16 protein-coding genes and 1 tRNA gene are annotated in these 13,768 nt (G+C 56.8%); 4 read left to right on the top strand and 13 right to left on the bottom strand.

The genetic code is table 11. The annotated features are described in order from the left end of the window. Window positions 1–58: 58 nt before the first annotated feature. Entirely contained in the window at window positions 59–1,285 is a 1,227-nt protein-coding gene (locus ASG55_RS06010) for an RtcB family protein (RefSeq protein WP_056784452.1), read from the bottom strand. A gap of 195 nt (window positions 1,286–1,480) precedes the next feature. Here ASG55_RS06010 and rtcR point away from each other — a divergent pair, with 195 nt between their 5' ends. Beyond that, window positions 1,481–3,085 (top strand): RNA repair transcriptional activator RtcR, encoded by a 1,605-nt coding sequence (gene rtcR / locus ASG55_RS06005; RefSeq protein ID WP_056784449.1) that lies wholly within the window; start codon window positions 1,481–1,483, stop codon window positions 3,083–3,085. A 419-nt stretch (window positions 3,086–3,504) separates the two neighbouring features. On the opposite strand, the gene ASG55_RS06000 is transcribed toward rtcR, so the two are convergent. The 10 genes from ASG55_RS06000 to thrS form a co-directional block, all read right to left on the bottom strand. Then, a complete protein-coding gene (locus tag ASG55_RS06000) occupies window positions 3,505–3,720 on the bottom strand; it encodes a hypothetical protein (RefSeq protein ID WP_082530259.1) in 216 nt (71 codons plus the stop codon). Between the two features lie 209 nt (window positions 3,721–3,929). Continuing rightward, window positions 3,930–4,006 (bottom strand) — tRNA-Pro (locus tag ASG55_RS05995). 89 nt (window positions 4,007–4,095) lie between these two features. After that, entirely contained in the window at window positions 4,096–4,452 is a 357-nt protein-coding gene (locus ASG55_RS05990; RefSeq protein WP_003179985.1) for a MerR family transcriptional regulator, read from the bottom strand. Continuing rightward, a complete protein-coding gene (gene ihfA, locus ASG55_RS05985) occupies window positions 4,433–4,735 on the bottom strand; it encodes an integration host factor subunit alpha (protein WP_002553164.1) in 303 nt (100 codons plus the stop codon). The genes ASG55_RS05990 and ihfA overlap by 20 nt, the downstream gene beginning before the upstream one ends. Window positions 4,736–4,738: 3 nt before the next feature. Further along, window positions 4,739–7,117: a phenylalanine--tRNA ligase subunit beta gene (gene pheT, locus ASG55_RS05980; protein WP_056784444.1), complete on the bottom strand. Its 2,379-nt coding sequence runs from the start codon at window positions 7,115–7,117 to the stop codon at window positions 4,739–4,741. Between the two features lie 26 nt (window positions 7,118–7,143). Further along, the gene (pheS, locus tag ASG55_RS05975) at window positions 7,144–8,160 is read right to left on the bottom strand and encodes a phenylalanine--tRNA ligase subunit alpha (protein ID WP_003226365.1); all 1,017 of its coding nucleotides are present in this window, start codon (window positions 8,158–8,160) and stop codon (window positions 7,144–7,146) included. Window positions 8,161–8,269: 109 nt separating this feature from the next. Further along, window positions 8,270–8,626 (bottom strand): 50S ribosomal protein L20, encoded by a 357-nt coding sequence (gene rplT, locus ASG55_RS05970; protein ID WP_002553161.1) that lies wholly within the window; start codon window positions 8,624–8,626, stop codon window positions 8,270–8,272. Between the two features lie 27 nt (window positions 8,627–8,653). Continuing rightward, on the bottom strand, window positions 8,654–8,848 hold the full coding sequence (rpmI, locus tag ASG55_RS05965) for a 50S ribosomal protein L35 (RefSeq protein ID WP_002553160.1): 195 nt from the start codon (window positions 8,846–8,848) through the stop codon (window positions 8,654–8,656). A 60-nt stretch (window positions 8,849–8,908) separates the two neighbouring features. Beyond that, window positions 8,909–9,460 (bottom strand): translation initiation factor IF-3, encoded by a 552-nt coding sequence (infC, locus tag ASG55_RS05960; RefSeq protein ID WP_169432615.1) that lies wholly within the window; start codon window positions 9,458–9,460, stop codon window positions 8,909–8,911. Then, window positions 9,460–11,382 (bottom strand): threonine--tRNA ligase, encoded by a 1,923-nt coding sequence (gene thrS / locus ASG55_RS05955; protein ID WP_024012407.1) that lies wholly within the window; start codon window positions 11,380–11,382, stop codon window positions 9,460–9,462. Before thrS ends, infC begins: the two co-directional genes overlap by 1 nt. A gap of 370 nt (window positions 11,383–11,752) precedes the next feature. Here thrS and ASG55_RS05950 point away from each other — a divergent pair, with 370 nt between their 5' ends. After that, window positions 11,753–12,055 (top strand): hypothetical protein, encoded by a 303-nt coding sequence (locus ASG55_RS05950; RefSeq protein WP_056784441.1) that lies wholly within the window; start codon window positions 11,753–11,755, stop codon window positions 12,053–12,055. A gap of 290 nt (window positions 12,056–12,345) precedes the next feature. Continuing rightward, window positions 12,346–12,558 carry a cold-shock protein gene (locus tag ASG55_RS05945; RefSeq protein WP_003179963.1) on the top strand — a complete coding sequence of 71 codons (213 nt, stop codon included), beginning with the start codon at window positions 12,346–12,348 and terminating at the stop codon, window positions 12,556–12,558. 65 nt (window positions 12,559–12,623) lie between these two features. Here ASG55_RS05945 and ASG55_RS05940 read toward each other — a convergent pair whose 3' ends face one another. Together ASG55_RS05940 and ASG55_RS05935 are read right to left on the bottom strand one after the other, a co-directional pair. After that, window positions 12,624–12,941: an I78 family peptidase inhibitor gene (locus tag ASG55_RS05940; protein WP_016774047.1), complete on the bottom strand. Its 318-nt coding sequence runs from the start codon at window positions 12,939–12,941 to the stop codon at window positions 12,624–12,626. 166 nt (window positions 12,942–13,107) lie between these two features. Further along, window positions 13,108–13,410 carry a hypothetical protein gene (locus tag ASG55_RS05935; protein WP_056784439.1) on the bottom strand — a complete coding sequence of 101 codons (303 nt, stop codon included), beginning with the start codon at window positions 13,408–13,410 and terminating at the stop codon, window positions 13,108–13,110. A 129-nt stretch (window positions 13,411–13,539) separates the two neighbouring features. Between ASG55_RS05935 and ASG55_RS05930 the strand changes: the two genes are divergently transcribed. After that, complete coding sequence (locus ASG55_RS05930) at window positions 13,540–13,740, top strand: hypothetical protein (protein WP_056784436.1); 201 nt, start codon at window positions 13,540–13,542, stop codon at window positions 13,738–13,740. The last annotated feature ends 28 nt before the right edge of the window (window positions 13,741–13,768 follow it).

The following is a 13,768-nucleotide window of genomic DNA, read 5'->3' as shown; positions in this document are numbered from 1 at the left end:
CAGCCGCGATGAACCGGGGCAGCGCCGGATGCAGAATTCTCGCCAGCGCTGTAGCTCCTTATCCTTTGACGCACACCACCTGACGCAGGGTGTGCAGCACTTCCACCAGCTCACGCTGGGCGTGCATGACTTTGTCGATGTCCTTGTAGGCCATCGGAATTTCGTCAATCACCGCTTCGTCCTTGCGGCACTCCACATGGGCGGTGGCGCGGATCTGATCGGCAACGGTGAAGGTATTCTTGGCCTTGGTTCGGCTCATGGTGCGGCCGGCGCCGTGGCTGCAGGAACTGAACGACTCTGCGTTGCCCAGACCGCGAACGATAAAGCTCTTGGCGCCCATCGAGCCCGGAATAATCCCCAGCTCGCCCTTCTTCGCTGACACCGCGCCTTTGCGGGTAATCAGCACGTCTTCACCGAAATGCCGTTCCTTCTGCACGTAATTGTGGTGGCAGTTGACCGCCTCCAGCGCCACTTCGAACGGCTTGCGGATGATCTGCCGCGTGGCCTGAACCACCGCGCGCATCATCAGTTCGCGGTTCTGTCTGGCGAAGTCCTGCGCCCACCCCACTGCTTCCACGTAATCATCAAAGTGCTGGCTGCCTTCTTCGAAATAGGCCAGGTCACGGTCCGGCAGGTTGGCAATGTGCTGACGCATATCGGCTTGGGCCATCTGGATGAACAGGTTGCCGATAGCGTTGCCGACGCCACGCGAACCGCTGTGCAGCATGAACCACACCCGGTTGGCTTCATCCAGGCACACTTCGACGAAGTGGTTGCCACTGCCGAGCGTCCCCAAGTGCCCACGGTTGTTGGTGTTGGCCAGTTTCGGATACTTGTCGGTGATCAGTTTGAAGCGCGGCTGCAACCCCGCCCAGGCCTGATCGGCTTGCTGAGGAATCTCGTCCCAGGCGCCTTTGTCTCGCCGCGAACGATTCGAACTGCGGCCATGTGGCACCGCTTGCTCGATGGCGCTACGCAGTCCGTGGAGGTTGTCCGGCAGATCCGAAGCCATCAGCGATGTACGCGCAGCGATCATTCCACAACCGATGTCGACGCCCACCGCTGCGGGAATGATCGCGCCGACCGTTGGAATAACGCTGCCAATTGTCGAGCCCTTGCCCAAGTGCACATCGGGCATCACCGCCAGATGCTTGAAGATGAATGGCATTTTTGCCGTGTTCATCAACTGTGCGCGGGCTTCGCTTTCAACCGGGACACCTTCGGTCCAGAGTTTGATTGGCTTGCCGTTGGCGACTTCGAGAAGCTGGTAGGTTTGGTCTTTCATCTCTTGGTGTCCATGTTCGTTTCCACCAGCATTGCAGCCGCAGTGCCAGCTTTGGATGCGGCTATGGTTTTTTCTGCTATGTTTCTGATTTTAATAGCTTTTATCTCTTATGCGACGAGTCTCGATAATCTATGGAAGACAAATCAGACCAGCAAAATTATCATTGCATATCGTCATTTATCTTATGAGATAAGCATGCCCAACAAACGCACGGTCGCCATCGGATTTATCGGAGCCACCCTGGATCGTGTCGGCAAAGGCGCCAGCCGATGGAATTATTGGCGACCAAGCGTAGGCCTGTGCCAACAAACAGACCTCCCTATCCACCGACTTGAATTGATTCACGGCCTGGACGCGCGCGACGTCAGCCTCGCCGAGCGCGTTCGAGAGGACATCCAGCAGATTTCTCCAAGCACCGAAGTGCGCCTGCATCCAATGTCGCTGCGCAACCCTTGGGATTTCGAGGAGGTGTACGGCGCCCTGCACGACTTCACCACTGCGTACAATTTTGACACTGAGCACGAGGATTACCTCGTCCACATCACCACCGGCACCCACGTCGCACAGATCTGCTGGTTCCTGCTGACCGAGGCGCGCTATATGCCAGCCCGGCTGATTCAGACCTCCCCGGCCAAGCGCAAGAACGATAACGAGCCCGCCTGCGGCACTCACGCGCTGATCGATCTCGATCTGTCGCGCTATGATCGCATCGCCTCACGCTTCGCCAGCAAACGTCTCGAAGGCCTCGAATTTCTCAAGTCCGGCATCGCCACGCGCAACCCGGCCTTCAACCGCTCCATCGAACAGATCGAGCGCGTTGCGCTGCGCTCGAAAGCCCCCATGCTGCTGATCGGCCCGACCGGCGCCGGCAAATCCTTCCTGGCGCGGCGCATATACGAACTCAAACGCAATCGCCATCAGATGCAGGGACGCTTTGTCGAAGTCAACTGTGCAACCTTGCGTGGCGACGGCGCGATGTCGGCCTTGTTCGGCCACGTCAAAGGCGCCTTCACCGGCGCGCAAAACGCTCGCGATGGCCTGCTGCGCGCCGCAAACGGCGGCATGCTGTTTCTCGATGAAATCGGTGAGCTCGGCGCGGACGAACAAGCGATGCTGTTAAAGGCAATCGAAGAGAAACGCTTCTTCCCGCTGGGCTCGGACAAGGAAGTCGAGAGTGATTTTCTGATAATCGCCGGCACCCATCGCGACCTGCGCAGCCGCGTCGCCGAAGGCCTTTTTCGCGAGGATCTGTACGCAAGGATCAACCTCTGGACATTCGACCTGCCCGGCCTCGCCGGCCGCCGCGAGGACATCGAGCCAAACATCGATTTCGAACTGGAACGCCACGCGCGCGAACATGGGCAACGCGCGCGCTTCAATCTCGAAGCACGCCGACGCTACCTGGCCTTCGCCAGTTCACGTGAAGCAGCGTGGCTGGGCAACTTTCGCGAACTGTCTGCGTCGATTACACGGATGGCGACTTTGGCCGACAGCGGGCGCATCGATGAAGCGCAGGTAGACGATGAGATCGATCGATTGCGATATGCGTGGGGGTTGGCGCAACCCACTGCTGTATCAACCGAGTTACCGGGAGATAGCGAGAGCATGGACTTGTTCGATCGCTTACAGCTGAAGGCGGTTATTGAGGTATGCCGGCAGGCGGACAGCCTGTCGGATGCCGGTCGACAGCTGTTCGGCATTTCCCGGCAGGCCAAGGCGCAGCCTAATGATGCCGATCGCTTGAGGAAGTACCTGGCGCGGTTCGGACTTGAATGGGGCAAGTTAGTGGACACGAAGTGAAGCACAGCGCTCTTGATCGCACTACTTCAATGATGACTGTAGAAAAAATGAATTAGCCGCCTGATCTCTCGGTCAAGAATTATGAACGCAGTAAATCTGACGAGGTGACAGCAATGACTATCCAGGCAGAGACACTCGTACAACTGACCGAAGCGCTCCAAGAGCGAGGCATGAAAATGGTCTCAGACGTCCATTTCACCCGCGCACCCTATCGATACAACCATCGCTGGATCTGCATCGTAGAGTGAACATGCTTGTTGCCGGCGCCTGGATCGAAGCTTCCAGCCGCCGGCGCCGCTCGGCTTCGCCCACCCAAGCCCAAATAACCGTCTGCGCCCAAGGATGTCGATAGAGGGTTGGGCGGCAATAAAAACCCGGCGCGATGGCCGGGTCTCGTGAACTATTACAATTGATCGGGCTTACTTAGCGCCGCCATTATCTCGGCCCGTCTGGGCGTCCTGATCAGAGCCAGGATTGCCGGGTGGCGGATTCCAGTCCTCTGGTCGTTCGTCGGTGCCCTGCTTCGGCTCAGAATCAGCCTGCTCCAGGCCGGAATCATGACCCGCGCCAGAATCAGGTGTTTGTTCGTCTGGTCCCGGATATGGCGCTTCAGGGCCATTGTTGTCGTCGATCATCATTCTCTCCCGTCAGTGGCGCAGGGGCTGCGCTTAATAAGTAAGAGAAGATCGGCGCACAGAGAGTGCTATTTGCTCGACGAGCGGACTTTCTTACTAATCCAAACACTTGGTGATGCGAGTCGCAGGCGTGATCGAGTAGCCCCGCAAATCTCACACACATGAAAAAGGCCAATGCTGTGAACATTGGCCTAGATCATTGAAAAATATGGTCGGGACGGAGTGATTCGAACACTCGACCCCTAGCACCCCATGCTAGTGCGCTACCGGACTGCGCTACGCCCCGACTGATGTTGCATCCCGTTCTTCACCTCGAAGAACGCTCAAGAATATATCGCAAGCTTTTGAAAACTGGAAGTATTCAAACGCAGCTTTTTATTTCTTGAGTACCACCAGCACATCTTCCAATTCAGCAATCATCTGCCGAATCATCTGTTTGTACTGCGTGGTGTCATCTTTGGCTTCGTCGCCGGACAGACGCAGACGTGCGCCGCCGATGGTGAAACCCTGATCGTAAAGGAGCGCGCGGATCTGCCGGATCATCAGCACGTCCTGGCGCTGATAATACCGGCGGTTCCCGCGGCGTTTGACGGGGTTGAGCTGAGGAAACTCCTGCTCCCAGTAGCGCAGCACGTGTGGCTTTACGGCACACAGCTCGCTGACTTCACCAATGGTGAAGTAGCGTTTGCCCGGGATGACGGGTAGTTCGTCGTTATGACTTGGTTCCAGCATAAGCCTCAACTCGGGCCTTCAACTTCTGCCCTGGACGAAAGGTGACCACACGGCGAGCCGTGATCGGGATTTCTTCCCCCGTTTTCGGGTTGCGGCCAGGCCGCTGGCGTTTGTCCCGAAGGTCGAAATTGCCGAAACCGGACAATTTGACCTGCTCGTTGTCTTCAAGAGCGTGCCTGATTTCCTCGAAAAACAGTTCGACCAATTCCTTGGCTTCCCGCTTGTTCAGGCCCAGCTCTTCATACAGACGTTCCGCCATCTCAGCTTTCGTCAAAGCCCCCATACGTCACTTCCTTAACGTGGCGTTCAACCTTTGTTCGAGCGAGGTGAGGATATTTTGCGTCGTCGAATTCACCTCATCGTCATTAAGAGTGCGCGATGGATGCTGCCAGGTCAAGCCGACTGCAAGGCTTTTTCTATCAGGATCAATACCTTTACCCTGATACACGTCAAACAGCCTGAGCTCTGTGAGCCATTCGCCTGCATTTTCACGGATTACGTCCAGCACAGCCGAAGCCGCGACGTCTTTGTGCGCGATCAGTGCAAGGTCACGACGCACTTCAGGAAAGCGCGACAACTCGTGGAATTTCGGCATTTTACCGAGCGCCACTTCCGCCAGAACCAGCTCGAAGACAAACACCGGACGATCCAGCCCCAAGGCTTTCGACAATTCTGGGTGGATCGCACCAATGAAGCCTACTTCGCGACCTTCACGCTCGATGCGCGCGGTCTGACCCGGATGCAGCGCCGGGTGCTTGCCCGGAGCAAAGGTGAACGAATCCAGGGCACCGGCGAAACCCAGTACCGCTTCCACGTCAGCCTTTACGTCGAAGAAGTCGACGGTATCCCGACCCTGCGCCCAGCCTTCCGGCAAGCGACTCCCGCACACAACCCCGGACAGCATCGGTTCTTGCTTCAAGCCTTCAAGCTGACCAACGAAGCGCAGGCCGCTCTCGAACAGACGCACGCGATCCTGCTGACGGTTGAGGTTGTGCTGCAACGCCTTGACCAGACCTGGCCACAACGACGAGCGCATGGCGGCCATATCGTTGGAGATCGGATTGGCCAGCAACAGCGGCTCGACACCTGGATTGAACAGTTCGAACTGACGCGGATCGATGAAGCTGTAAGTGATCGCTTCCTGATAACCACGAGCAACCAGCAGACGACGCAGCTCAGGCAGATCACTACGCGCTTCTGCCTTGGCTTGCGGCGCCAGACGCGCTTGGGGGTAGCGAACCGGCAGACGGTTGTAACCGTACAGACGTGCCAGCTCTTCGATCAGGTCGACTTCCAGGCTGATATCGAAGCGGTGGCTTGGCACTTCAACTCGCCATTGGCCTTCGCCATCAGCGGTAATGCTCAGGCCCAGGGCACTGAGCAGACGCTCGACCTGTGCCGAATCCATCTCCATGCCGAGCATCTGAGTGATGCGCTGAGCACGCAAAGTGATCGGTGCAATCGATGGCAGGTGTTGCTCGCTGACGGTCTCGATGATCGGACCAGCTTCGCCGCCAGTGATTTCCAGCAGCAGGCCAGTGGCGCGCTCCATGGCTTCACGGGCCAGTTGCCAGTCAACGCCACGCTCGTAGCGATGCGAAGCGTCGGTGTGCAAGCCGTAGGAACGTGCCTTGCCGGCAACAGCAATCTGATCGAAGAACGCAGATTCGAGGAACACATCGCGCGTGGTCGCGGAAACACCGCTGTGCTCGCCACCCATGACGCCAGCGATCGCCAGTGCACGAGTGTGGTCAGCGATGACCAGCGTATCGCTACGCAGGCTGACTTCCTGACCATCAAGCAGAACCAGCTTTTCGCCCTCTTCAGCCATGCGCACACGAATGCCGCCATTGATTTCGGCGAGATCGAAAGCGTGCAGCGGTTGGCCGAGCTCGAGCATGACGTAGTTGGTGATGTCGACGGCAGCGTCGATGCTGCGCACGTCGGCGCGACGCAGACGCTCAACCATCCACAGCGGGGTTGGCTTGGACAGGTCGACGTTACGGATGACCCGACCCAGGTAACGTGGGCAGGCAGCTGGGGCCAGCACCTCGACCGAGCGGACTTCGTCGTGTACCGCTGCAACCGCAGCCACCACAGGACGGGTTACCGGCACGGCGTACAGCGCGCCGACTTCACGAGCCAGACCGGCCAGGGACAGGCAGTCGCCACGGTTCGGGGTCAGGTCGACCTCGATGCTGGCGTCTTCCAGATCCAGATACACTCGGAAATCTTCGCCCACCGGCGCATCGGCCGGCAGCTCCATCAGACCGTCGTTGCCCTCACCGACCTGCAGCTCTGCCTGCGAGCACAGCATGCCGTTGGACTCGACGCCACGCAGCTTGGCCTTCTTGATCTTGAAGTCGCCCGGCAGCTCTGCGCCAATCATGGCGAACGGAATCTTCAGGCCCGGGCGCACGTTTGGCGCTCCGCACACGACCTGGAAGGTTTCCGCGCCATTGCTGACCTGGCATACGCGCAACTTGTCGGCGTCCGGATGCTGCTCGGTGCTCAGCACCTCACCCACCACCACACCACTGAATACGCCGGCGGCCGGAGTAACGCTATCGACCTCAAGACCGGCCATCGACAGACGGGCAACCAGCTCGTCGCGATCTACCTGCGGGCTGACCCAGCCACGCAGCCATTGTTCACTGAATTTCATCCTGCTCTCCTAAGAATTCGTTACGACTAGCGAAATTGCGCGAGGAACCGCAAGTCGTTGTCGAAGAACAGACGCAAGTCGTTCACGCCGTAACGGAGCATGGCCAGACGCTCGACACCCATGCCGAAGGCAAATCCGGAGAACTCTTCCGGATCGATGCCGGACATGCGCAGCACGTTCGGGTGAACCATGCCGCAGCCCATCACTTCCAGCCAGCCGGTCTGCTTGCAGACGCGGCAGCCTTTGCCGCTGCACATCACGCATTCCATATCGACTTCAGCGGATGGCTCGGTGAACGGGAAGTACGAAGGGCGAAAACGCACGGCCAGTTCTTTCTCGAAGAACACCCGCAGGAACTCTTCGATGGTGCCTTTGAGATCGGCAAAATTGATATCGCGATCGACCAGCAGGCCTTCGACCTGGTGGAACATCGGCGAATGGGTGATATCGGAGTCGCTGCGATAGACGCGGCCCGGGCAGACGATGCGGATCGGCGGCTGCTTGGATTCCATGGTGCGGACCTGTACCGGCGAGGTATGGGTGCGCAGCAACATGTTGGCATTGAAATAGAAGGTGTCATGCATCGACCGGGCCGGGTGATGGCCTGGGATGTTGAGCGCTTCAAAGTTGTGGTAGTCGTCTTCGACCTCAGGGCCTTCGGCGATGCCGTAGCCAATGCGGGTGAAGAATTGCTCGACGCGCTCCAGAGTCCGGGTGACCGGATGCAGACCGCCAGAGGTCTGGCCACGGCCCGGCAACGTCACGTCGATGGATTCGGCAGACAGTTTGGCAGCCAGTTCGGCTTCTTCAAACAATGCCATGCGCGCATTGAGAACGCCTGTAACACGTTCCTTGGCAACATTGATCAGCGCACCGACTTGCGGACGCTCTTCGGCCGGCAGATTCCCCAGGGTCTTCATCACCTGAGTCAATTCGCCCTTCTTGCCAAGGTATTGAACCCGGATTTGCTCCAGGGCATTGATATCTTCAGCGCTTTGCACAGCCTCTAGTGCTTGAGAGACCAGCGCATCCAGGTTTTCCATGTACAGACTCCAGATACAAAATAGGGGAAGAGCTTGAAGGCTCTTCCCCTATTTATGACGTTTAACACCTGGCCCCACAGAGGTGAGGCCGGGTGACTGTCGGGGGTACTTAAGCCAAGGTGGCTTTAGCTTTCTCGACAATCGCAGCAAACGCCGCTTTTTCGTTCACTGCCAGATCAGCCAGAACCTTACGGTCGATCTCGATGGACGCTTTTTTCAGGCCAGCGATGAAACGGCTGTAGGACAGACCGTTAACACGAGCACCAGCGTTGATACGAGCGATCCACAGAGCGCGGAACTGACGTTTTTTCTGACGACGGTCACGGTAGGCGTATTGGCCTGCCTTGATTACCGCTTGCTTGGCAACACGGAATACGCGGGAGCGTGCGCCGTAGTAGCCTTTAGCAAGTTTCAGAATTTTTTTGTGACGCTTACGGGCAATGACGCCACGCTTTACACGAGCCATGAGTTACTTCCTCTATTCTTGACTAAATTAACGAAGGCGCAGCATGCGCTCGACTTTTGCCACGTCAGACGGATGCAGCAAGCTGCTACCGCGCAGTTGACGCTTACGCTTGGTCGACATTTTAGTCAGGATGTGGCTCTTGAAAGCGTGCTTGTGCTTGATGCCGTTAGCAGTTTTCAGAAACCGCTTGGCAGCACCACTTTTGGTTTTCATTTTTGGCATGTTCGGATACTCCGCATTCAGTTGATAAACATAATCAGAAGGCCTGCCGTGCCCTGTTGATTACTTCTTCTTTTTCGGGGCGATGACCATGATCAGCTGGCGTCCTTCCATCTTAGGATGCTGTTCGACCGAACCGTACTCGAGCAGGTCTTGTTCAACCCGCTTGAGGAGTTCCATCCCCAGCTCCTGGTGGGCCATCTCACGGCCGCGGAATCGCAAGGATACCTTGGCCCTGTCCCCGTCACTCAGGAAACGTACCAGGTTGCGCAGTTTTACCTGGTAATCCCCTTCCTCCGTCCCTGGACGAAACTTGATTTCTTTAACCTGAATCTGCTTCTGGTTTTTCTTCGCCGCGGCAATCTGCTTCTTCTTCTCGAAGATCGATTTGCCGTAGTCCATCACCCGGCAAACAGGCGGGACTGCATCTGCGGAAATTTCCACCAGATCAAGCTTTGCTTCTTCAGCGATACGAAGCGCTTCATCAATCGAGACGATGCCAATCTGCTCGCCATCAGCGCCAATTAACCGAACCTCGCGTGCCGAGATATTCTCGTTGATCGGGGCTTTCGGTGCAGCTCGTTTATCTTGTCTCATTTCACGCTTAATAATAATTACTCCGAATCTGGGCGACCACGCCGGGAAACCGCTTGCGCGAGAAACTCAGCGAACTGGGCGACGGGCATCGAGCCCAGGTCAGCACCTTCACGAGTACGCACAGCGACAGTCTGCATCTCGACTTCCTTATCTCCGATAACCAAAAGATAGGGAACCTTGAGCAAAGTATGCTCGCGGATTTTAAAGCCGATCTTTTCATTTCTCAAGTCGGACTTGGCACGAAATCCGCTTTCGTTGAGAGTTTTTTCAACCTCTGCAACAAAATCTGCCTGTTTATCAGTGATATTCATGATCACCGCCTGGGTCGGCGCGAGCCAAGCAGGGAAAGCACCTTCGTAGTGCTCGATCAGAATCCCGACGAAACGCTCGAACGAACCGAGGATCGCGCGGTGCAACATCACCGGGTGTTTGCGGCTGTTGTCTTCGGAGACGTATTCAGCGCCCAAACGGACAGGCAGGTTAAAATCGAGCTGCAAGGTACCACACTGCCAGACTCGACCGAGACAATCTTTCAGCGAGAACTCGATCTTCGGCCCGTAGAAAGCACCCTCGCCCGGCTGCAGATCGTACGGCAGGCCAGCAGAATCAAGGGCTGCAGCCAATGCAGCTTCAGCGCGATCCCACAGCTCATCGGAGCCGACGCGTTTTTCCGGACGAGTGGACAGTTTCATCTCGACTTCGGTAAAGCCGAAATCGCGATAGACATCCATGGTCAGCTTGATGAACGCAGCGGACTCGGCCTGCATCTGCTCTTCGGTGCAGAAGATATGCGCGTCGTCCTGAGTAAACGCTCGCACGCGCATGATGCCATGCAACGCACCCGACGGCTCGTTACGGTGGCAAGCACCGAACTCGGCCAGACGCATCGGCAACTCGCGGTAGCTTTTCAGGCCCTGATTGAACACCTGCACGTGGCATGGGCAGTTCATCGGCTTGATGGCGTAGTCGCGGTTTTCCGACTGAGTGGTGAACATGTTGTCGGCGTAGTTGGCCCAGTGCCCGGATTTTTCCCACAGGCTGCGGTCGACGACTTGAGGAGTCTTGATCTCAAGGTAGCCGTTGTCGCGCTGGATCTTGCGCATGTACTGCTCGAGCACCTGGTATAGAGTCCATCCATTCGGGTGCCAGAACACCATGCCCGGCGACTCTTCCTGAGTGTGGAACAGGCCCAGACGCTTGCCGATCTTGCGGTGATCGCGCTTCTCGGCTTCTTCGATGCGCTGAATGTAAGCCGCCAGCTGTTTCTTGTCCGCCCAAGCGGTGCCGTAGACGCGCTGCAATTGCTCGTTCTTGGCGTCGCCACGCCAGTAGGCGCCCGACAGCTTGGTCAGCTTGAAGGATTTCAGGAAACGCGTGTTCGGCACGTGCGGACCGCGGCACATGTCGACGTATTCTTCGTGATAGTACAGACCCATGGCCTGCTCGTTCGGCATGTCTTCGACCAGACGCAGCTTGTAATCTTCGCCGCGGGCCTTGAACACTTCGATCACTTCCGCGCGCGGAGTGACTTTCTTGATGACGTCATAATCCTTCTCGATCAGCTGCTGCATGCGCTGCTCGATGGCCGCCATGTCTTCCGGCGTGAAAGGACGCTCGTAGGCGATGTCGTAATAGAAGCCTTCGTCGATGACCGGGCCGATGACCATCTTCGCGGTCGGGTACAGCTGCTTGACCGCGTGGCCAACCAGGTGCGCGCAAGAGTGGCGAATGATCTCCAGCCCCTCTTCATCCTTTGGCGTAATGATTTGCAGGGTCGCGTCGCTGCTGATGATGTCGCTGGCGTCGACCAGTTGGCCATTGACCTTGCCCGCGAGCGTGGCTTTGGCCAGACCTGCACCAATGGATGCGGCGACCTCGGCTACGGAAACCGGGTGATCGAATGAACGTTGACTGCCGTCGGGAAGAGTAATAGTTGGCATGGCGCCTCCTCTCCTAGTGGTGACCCCTACCAAAGGTCACGTGGGTTGGGATGAGCCAGTACAAGATCCGATCCAGGCCATTCAATGACGAACGCCTGCCTTACAGCGGCAGGAGCCTTGCGGCCAACCGAAAAACCGAACCAGAGTGACTGGGATTCAAATCGGAAAAATTCGCACGCCGACCGCTTCGGGACTGAAGGTCATCCGAAGCCTGAGAACGCTTGAGCCCGGCATGCTAGCACAGATGAGCGGTCGCTTACGTCCTGATTTGGCAGAAGGCCAAATGTCCGTTTTTATGCCAGAGTGCTGAACTTGATAGGCCCTTGCGCCCTCAGATAACAAGACATTGACCCACAAGGAGCATCCTCGCATGCGTCTGAAAAGCTTATTCGCCCTCGTCGCCCCCGTCGTTCTGCTGCTGCCACTGAGCGCCCATGCCGACTGGCCAAAAGGCGAGCGCGAGAAGTACATGGCCCAGTGCACTGAGGCTGCAACCCAGCAAATCGGTGCTGCCGCGGCGAAATCCCACTGCGCTTGCGGAGCTGACGCCATCAAGTCCTATCCGGCCAGCGACATTCAGGCGCTGATGGACAACAAGGCGACGCCTGAATTGCAAAAGAAAGCCCTTGGCCAGATCACCAAATGCAAGGCAAATACCGCCCCGAAAAAATAAGAAAACCGGTCATTAACATCGGCTGAAAGGCGGAAAAAAGTGCTGGAAATGAGGCTTTTCAGACGATTTATGCAGGTTTTACAGGTTTTTTTATCGTCTTTACGTTTCGCTGAAAGCCTTTCAAACCGGGGCTTTCAGCGCAACAAGGTGGTAAAGAAAACACGACTGATTGGCAAACAGCACGTCCGGGGGGCTACCAAAGCGAACATTTCGACTATGATACCCGGGTGTGCCCAGTTGGCCTGAGCAGCACAGCACTACTGAAAATATATGTTTCTTGGAGATACACCATGTCTAATCGCCAAACCGGCACCGTTAAATGGTTCAACGATGAAAAAGGCTTCGGCTTCATCACTCCTCAAGGTGGCGGTGACGACCTGTTCGTACACTTCAAAGCTATCGAATCCGACGGTTTCAAAAGCCTGAAAGAAGGCCAGACCGTCTCTTTCGTGGCTGAGAAAGGCCAAAAGGGTATGCAAGCTGCACAGGTTCGCCCAGAGTAATTTCTCGGCGCACTAAAAAAACCCCGTCCTGGTGACGGGGTTTTTTATGCCTGACACAAAAGGACTCAGCCGCAGTTGACGCGAGTAACTACCAGGTTGTTATCGGTGTTCAGGTTCAGGCGATCGGAGCGGTATTCCAGGGTGATCATGTCGTTCGGCTTGAGGAAACGCGCATTTTGCGCCCCAGCCTTGGCACGCGCCTGATCCAGCAACTCAGGGGATGCCTTCTTGCCGATGGCAAATTGCGCTGCCGATGCTTCGCAGCGGCTATTTCCTGATTCAGCCGCCACGGGCTCCTTTGCCGACTCGCTGGAGGTTGTGCTGCAACCAGCCAACAGAGCAGCGGCCATAAGTGCACCCAGTGTCGCGAACTTCAAAGGCATGAAGCCTCCTTGTTTTCAAATGTTTAAGCAGAGATCGTGCGACCGCCAATGCGGCGTTTGGTTTCAAGGCTCAAGCCATGCCCTGCCCCACGAGCGGAAAAATGCCGAGTGTGCCTGAGCCGCCCTGTCCGGCTCATCAAACATTCGTGACTGAATATTAACGACCTCAATAAACGTCGATGTAGTCGTAGGGCGGATTCGGCCAGTTGTCTTTGAGTGCGTTGAAAATCTGCATCACCCAGACTTCATCGCTGGCTGCGACGTTACCCACATAGCCCGACCCCTTCGCCCAGGTTTCCAGGCGAAACAGCAGACCCTCGATATCCTGCCCACCGGTCACCGTAGACAGATAGGCAATGCCATCTTTGGTCACGCGCAATTGGTTGTGCACGTCGTCACTGCCCGAGGCAAGCAATTGGCGCACTGCTTCGAGTGTGAGGCCGTCAGGGGTATTCAGATCAATCTGCACAGCGGGGTCCTTTGCAAGCCGGAAAAGACCAAGTGTCGCATAGCGCTCCGCTCATGCCTAAGTCGCAGTGCCAAATGCCGCACAAAATGGTTAACTCGAAAACAGACATCCTGACCTTTCGAGCCTCCCATGACCAGTGTAAGCATCGACGCCGCCATCAACGCCAAATGGGCCGAAGGACACAGCTCTTACAGCCCCGGCACGACGGAAGAATTGGCGCTGATCGGCATTGATTTACTGGTCAAGGAGTTGGGGATAGAAGCGGCGCAGCATTTTATCAATCAGGTATTCGAACGCTATCCGATCAGCCAGGCTGAACAGCCGCAGTGAAAACCCGCAGGCAAACCGCCTGCGGGTT

It is taken from the genome of Pseudomonas sp. Leaf434 (genome assembly GCF_001425545.1).
GTDB lineage: Bacteria > Pseudomonadota > Gammaproteobacteria > Pseudomonadales > Pseudomonadaceae > Aquipseudomonas > Aquipseudomonas siliginis.
Note: the sequence above shows the minus strand (reverse complement) of the source record. Positions and strands in the feature narration are given on the sequence as shown.

Excerpts from the sequence above, each read along its gene's own strand:
- ASG55_RS05950 (WP_056784441.1), top strand. The coding sequence starts at position 11,753 with ATGCGTCTGAAAAGCTTATTCGCCCTCGTCGCCCCCGTCGTTCTGCTG.
- ASG55_RS05990 (WP_003179985.1), bottom strand. The coding sequence starts at position 4,452 with ATGCTGGAACCAAGTCATAACGACGAACTACCCGTCATCCCGGGCAAA.
- ihfA (WP_002553164.1), bottom strand. The coding sequence starts at position 4,735 with ATGGGGGCTTTGACGAAAGCTGAGATGGCGGAACGTCTGTATGAAGAG.
- thrS (WP_024012407.1), bottom strand. The coding sequence starts at position 11,382 with ATGCCAACTATTACTCTTCCCGACGGCAGTCAACGTTCATTCGATCAC.
- pheS (WP_003226365.1), bottom strand. The coding sequence starts at position 8,160 with ATGGAAAACCTGGATGCGCTGGTCTCTCAAGCACTAGAGGCTGTGCAA.
- rplT (WP_002553161.1), bottom strand. The coding sequence starts at position 8,626 with ATGGCTCGTGTAAAGCGTGGCGTCATTGCCCGTAAGCGTCACAAAAAA.
- ASG55_RS05940 (WP_016774047.1), bottom strand. The coding sequence starts at position 12,941 with ATGCCTTTGAAGTTCGCGACACTGGGTGCACTTATGGCCGCTGCTCTG.
- pheT (WP_056784444.1), bottom strand. The coding sequence starts at position 7,117 with ATGAAATTCAGTGAACAATGGCTGCGTGGCTGGGTCAGCCCGCAGGTA.
- ASG55_RS05945 (WP_003179963.1), top strand. The coding sequence starts at position 12,346 with ATGTCTAATCGCCAAACCGGCACCGTTAAATGGTTCAACGATGAAAAA.
- ASG55_RS06000 (WP_082530259.1), bottom strand. The coding sequence starts at position 3,720 with ATGATCGACGACAACAATGGCCCTGAAGCGCCATATCCGGGACCAGAC.
- ASG55_RS06010 (WP_056784452.1), bottom strand. The coding sequence starts at position 1,285 with ATGAAAGACCAAACCTACCAGCTTCTCGAAGTCGCCAACGGCAAGCCA.
- rpmI (WP_002553160.1), bottom strand. The coding sequence starts at position 8,848 with ATGCCAAAAATGAAAACCAAAAGTGGTGCTGCCAAGCGGTTTCTGAAA.
- ASG55_RS05930 (WP_056784436.1), top strand. The coding sequence starts at position 13,540 with ATGACCAGTGTAAGCATCGACGCCGCCATCAACGCCAAATGGGCCGAA.
- rtcR (WP_056784449.1), top strand. The coding sequence starts at position 1,481 with ATGCCCAACAAACGCACGGTCGCCATCGGATTTATCGGAGCCACCCTG.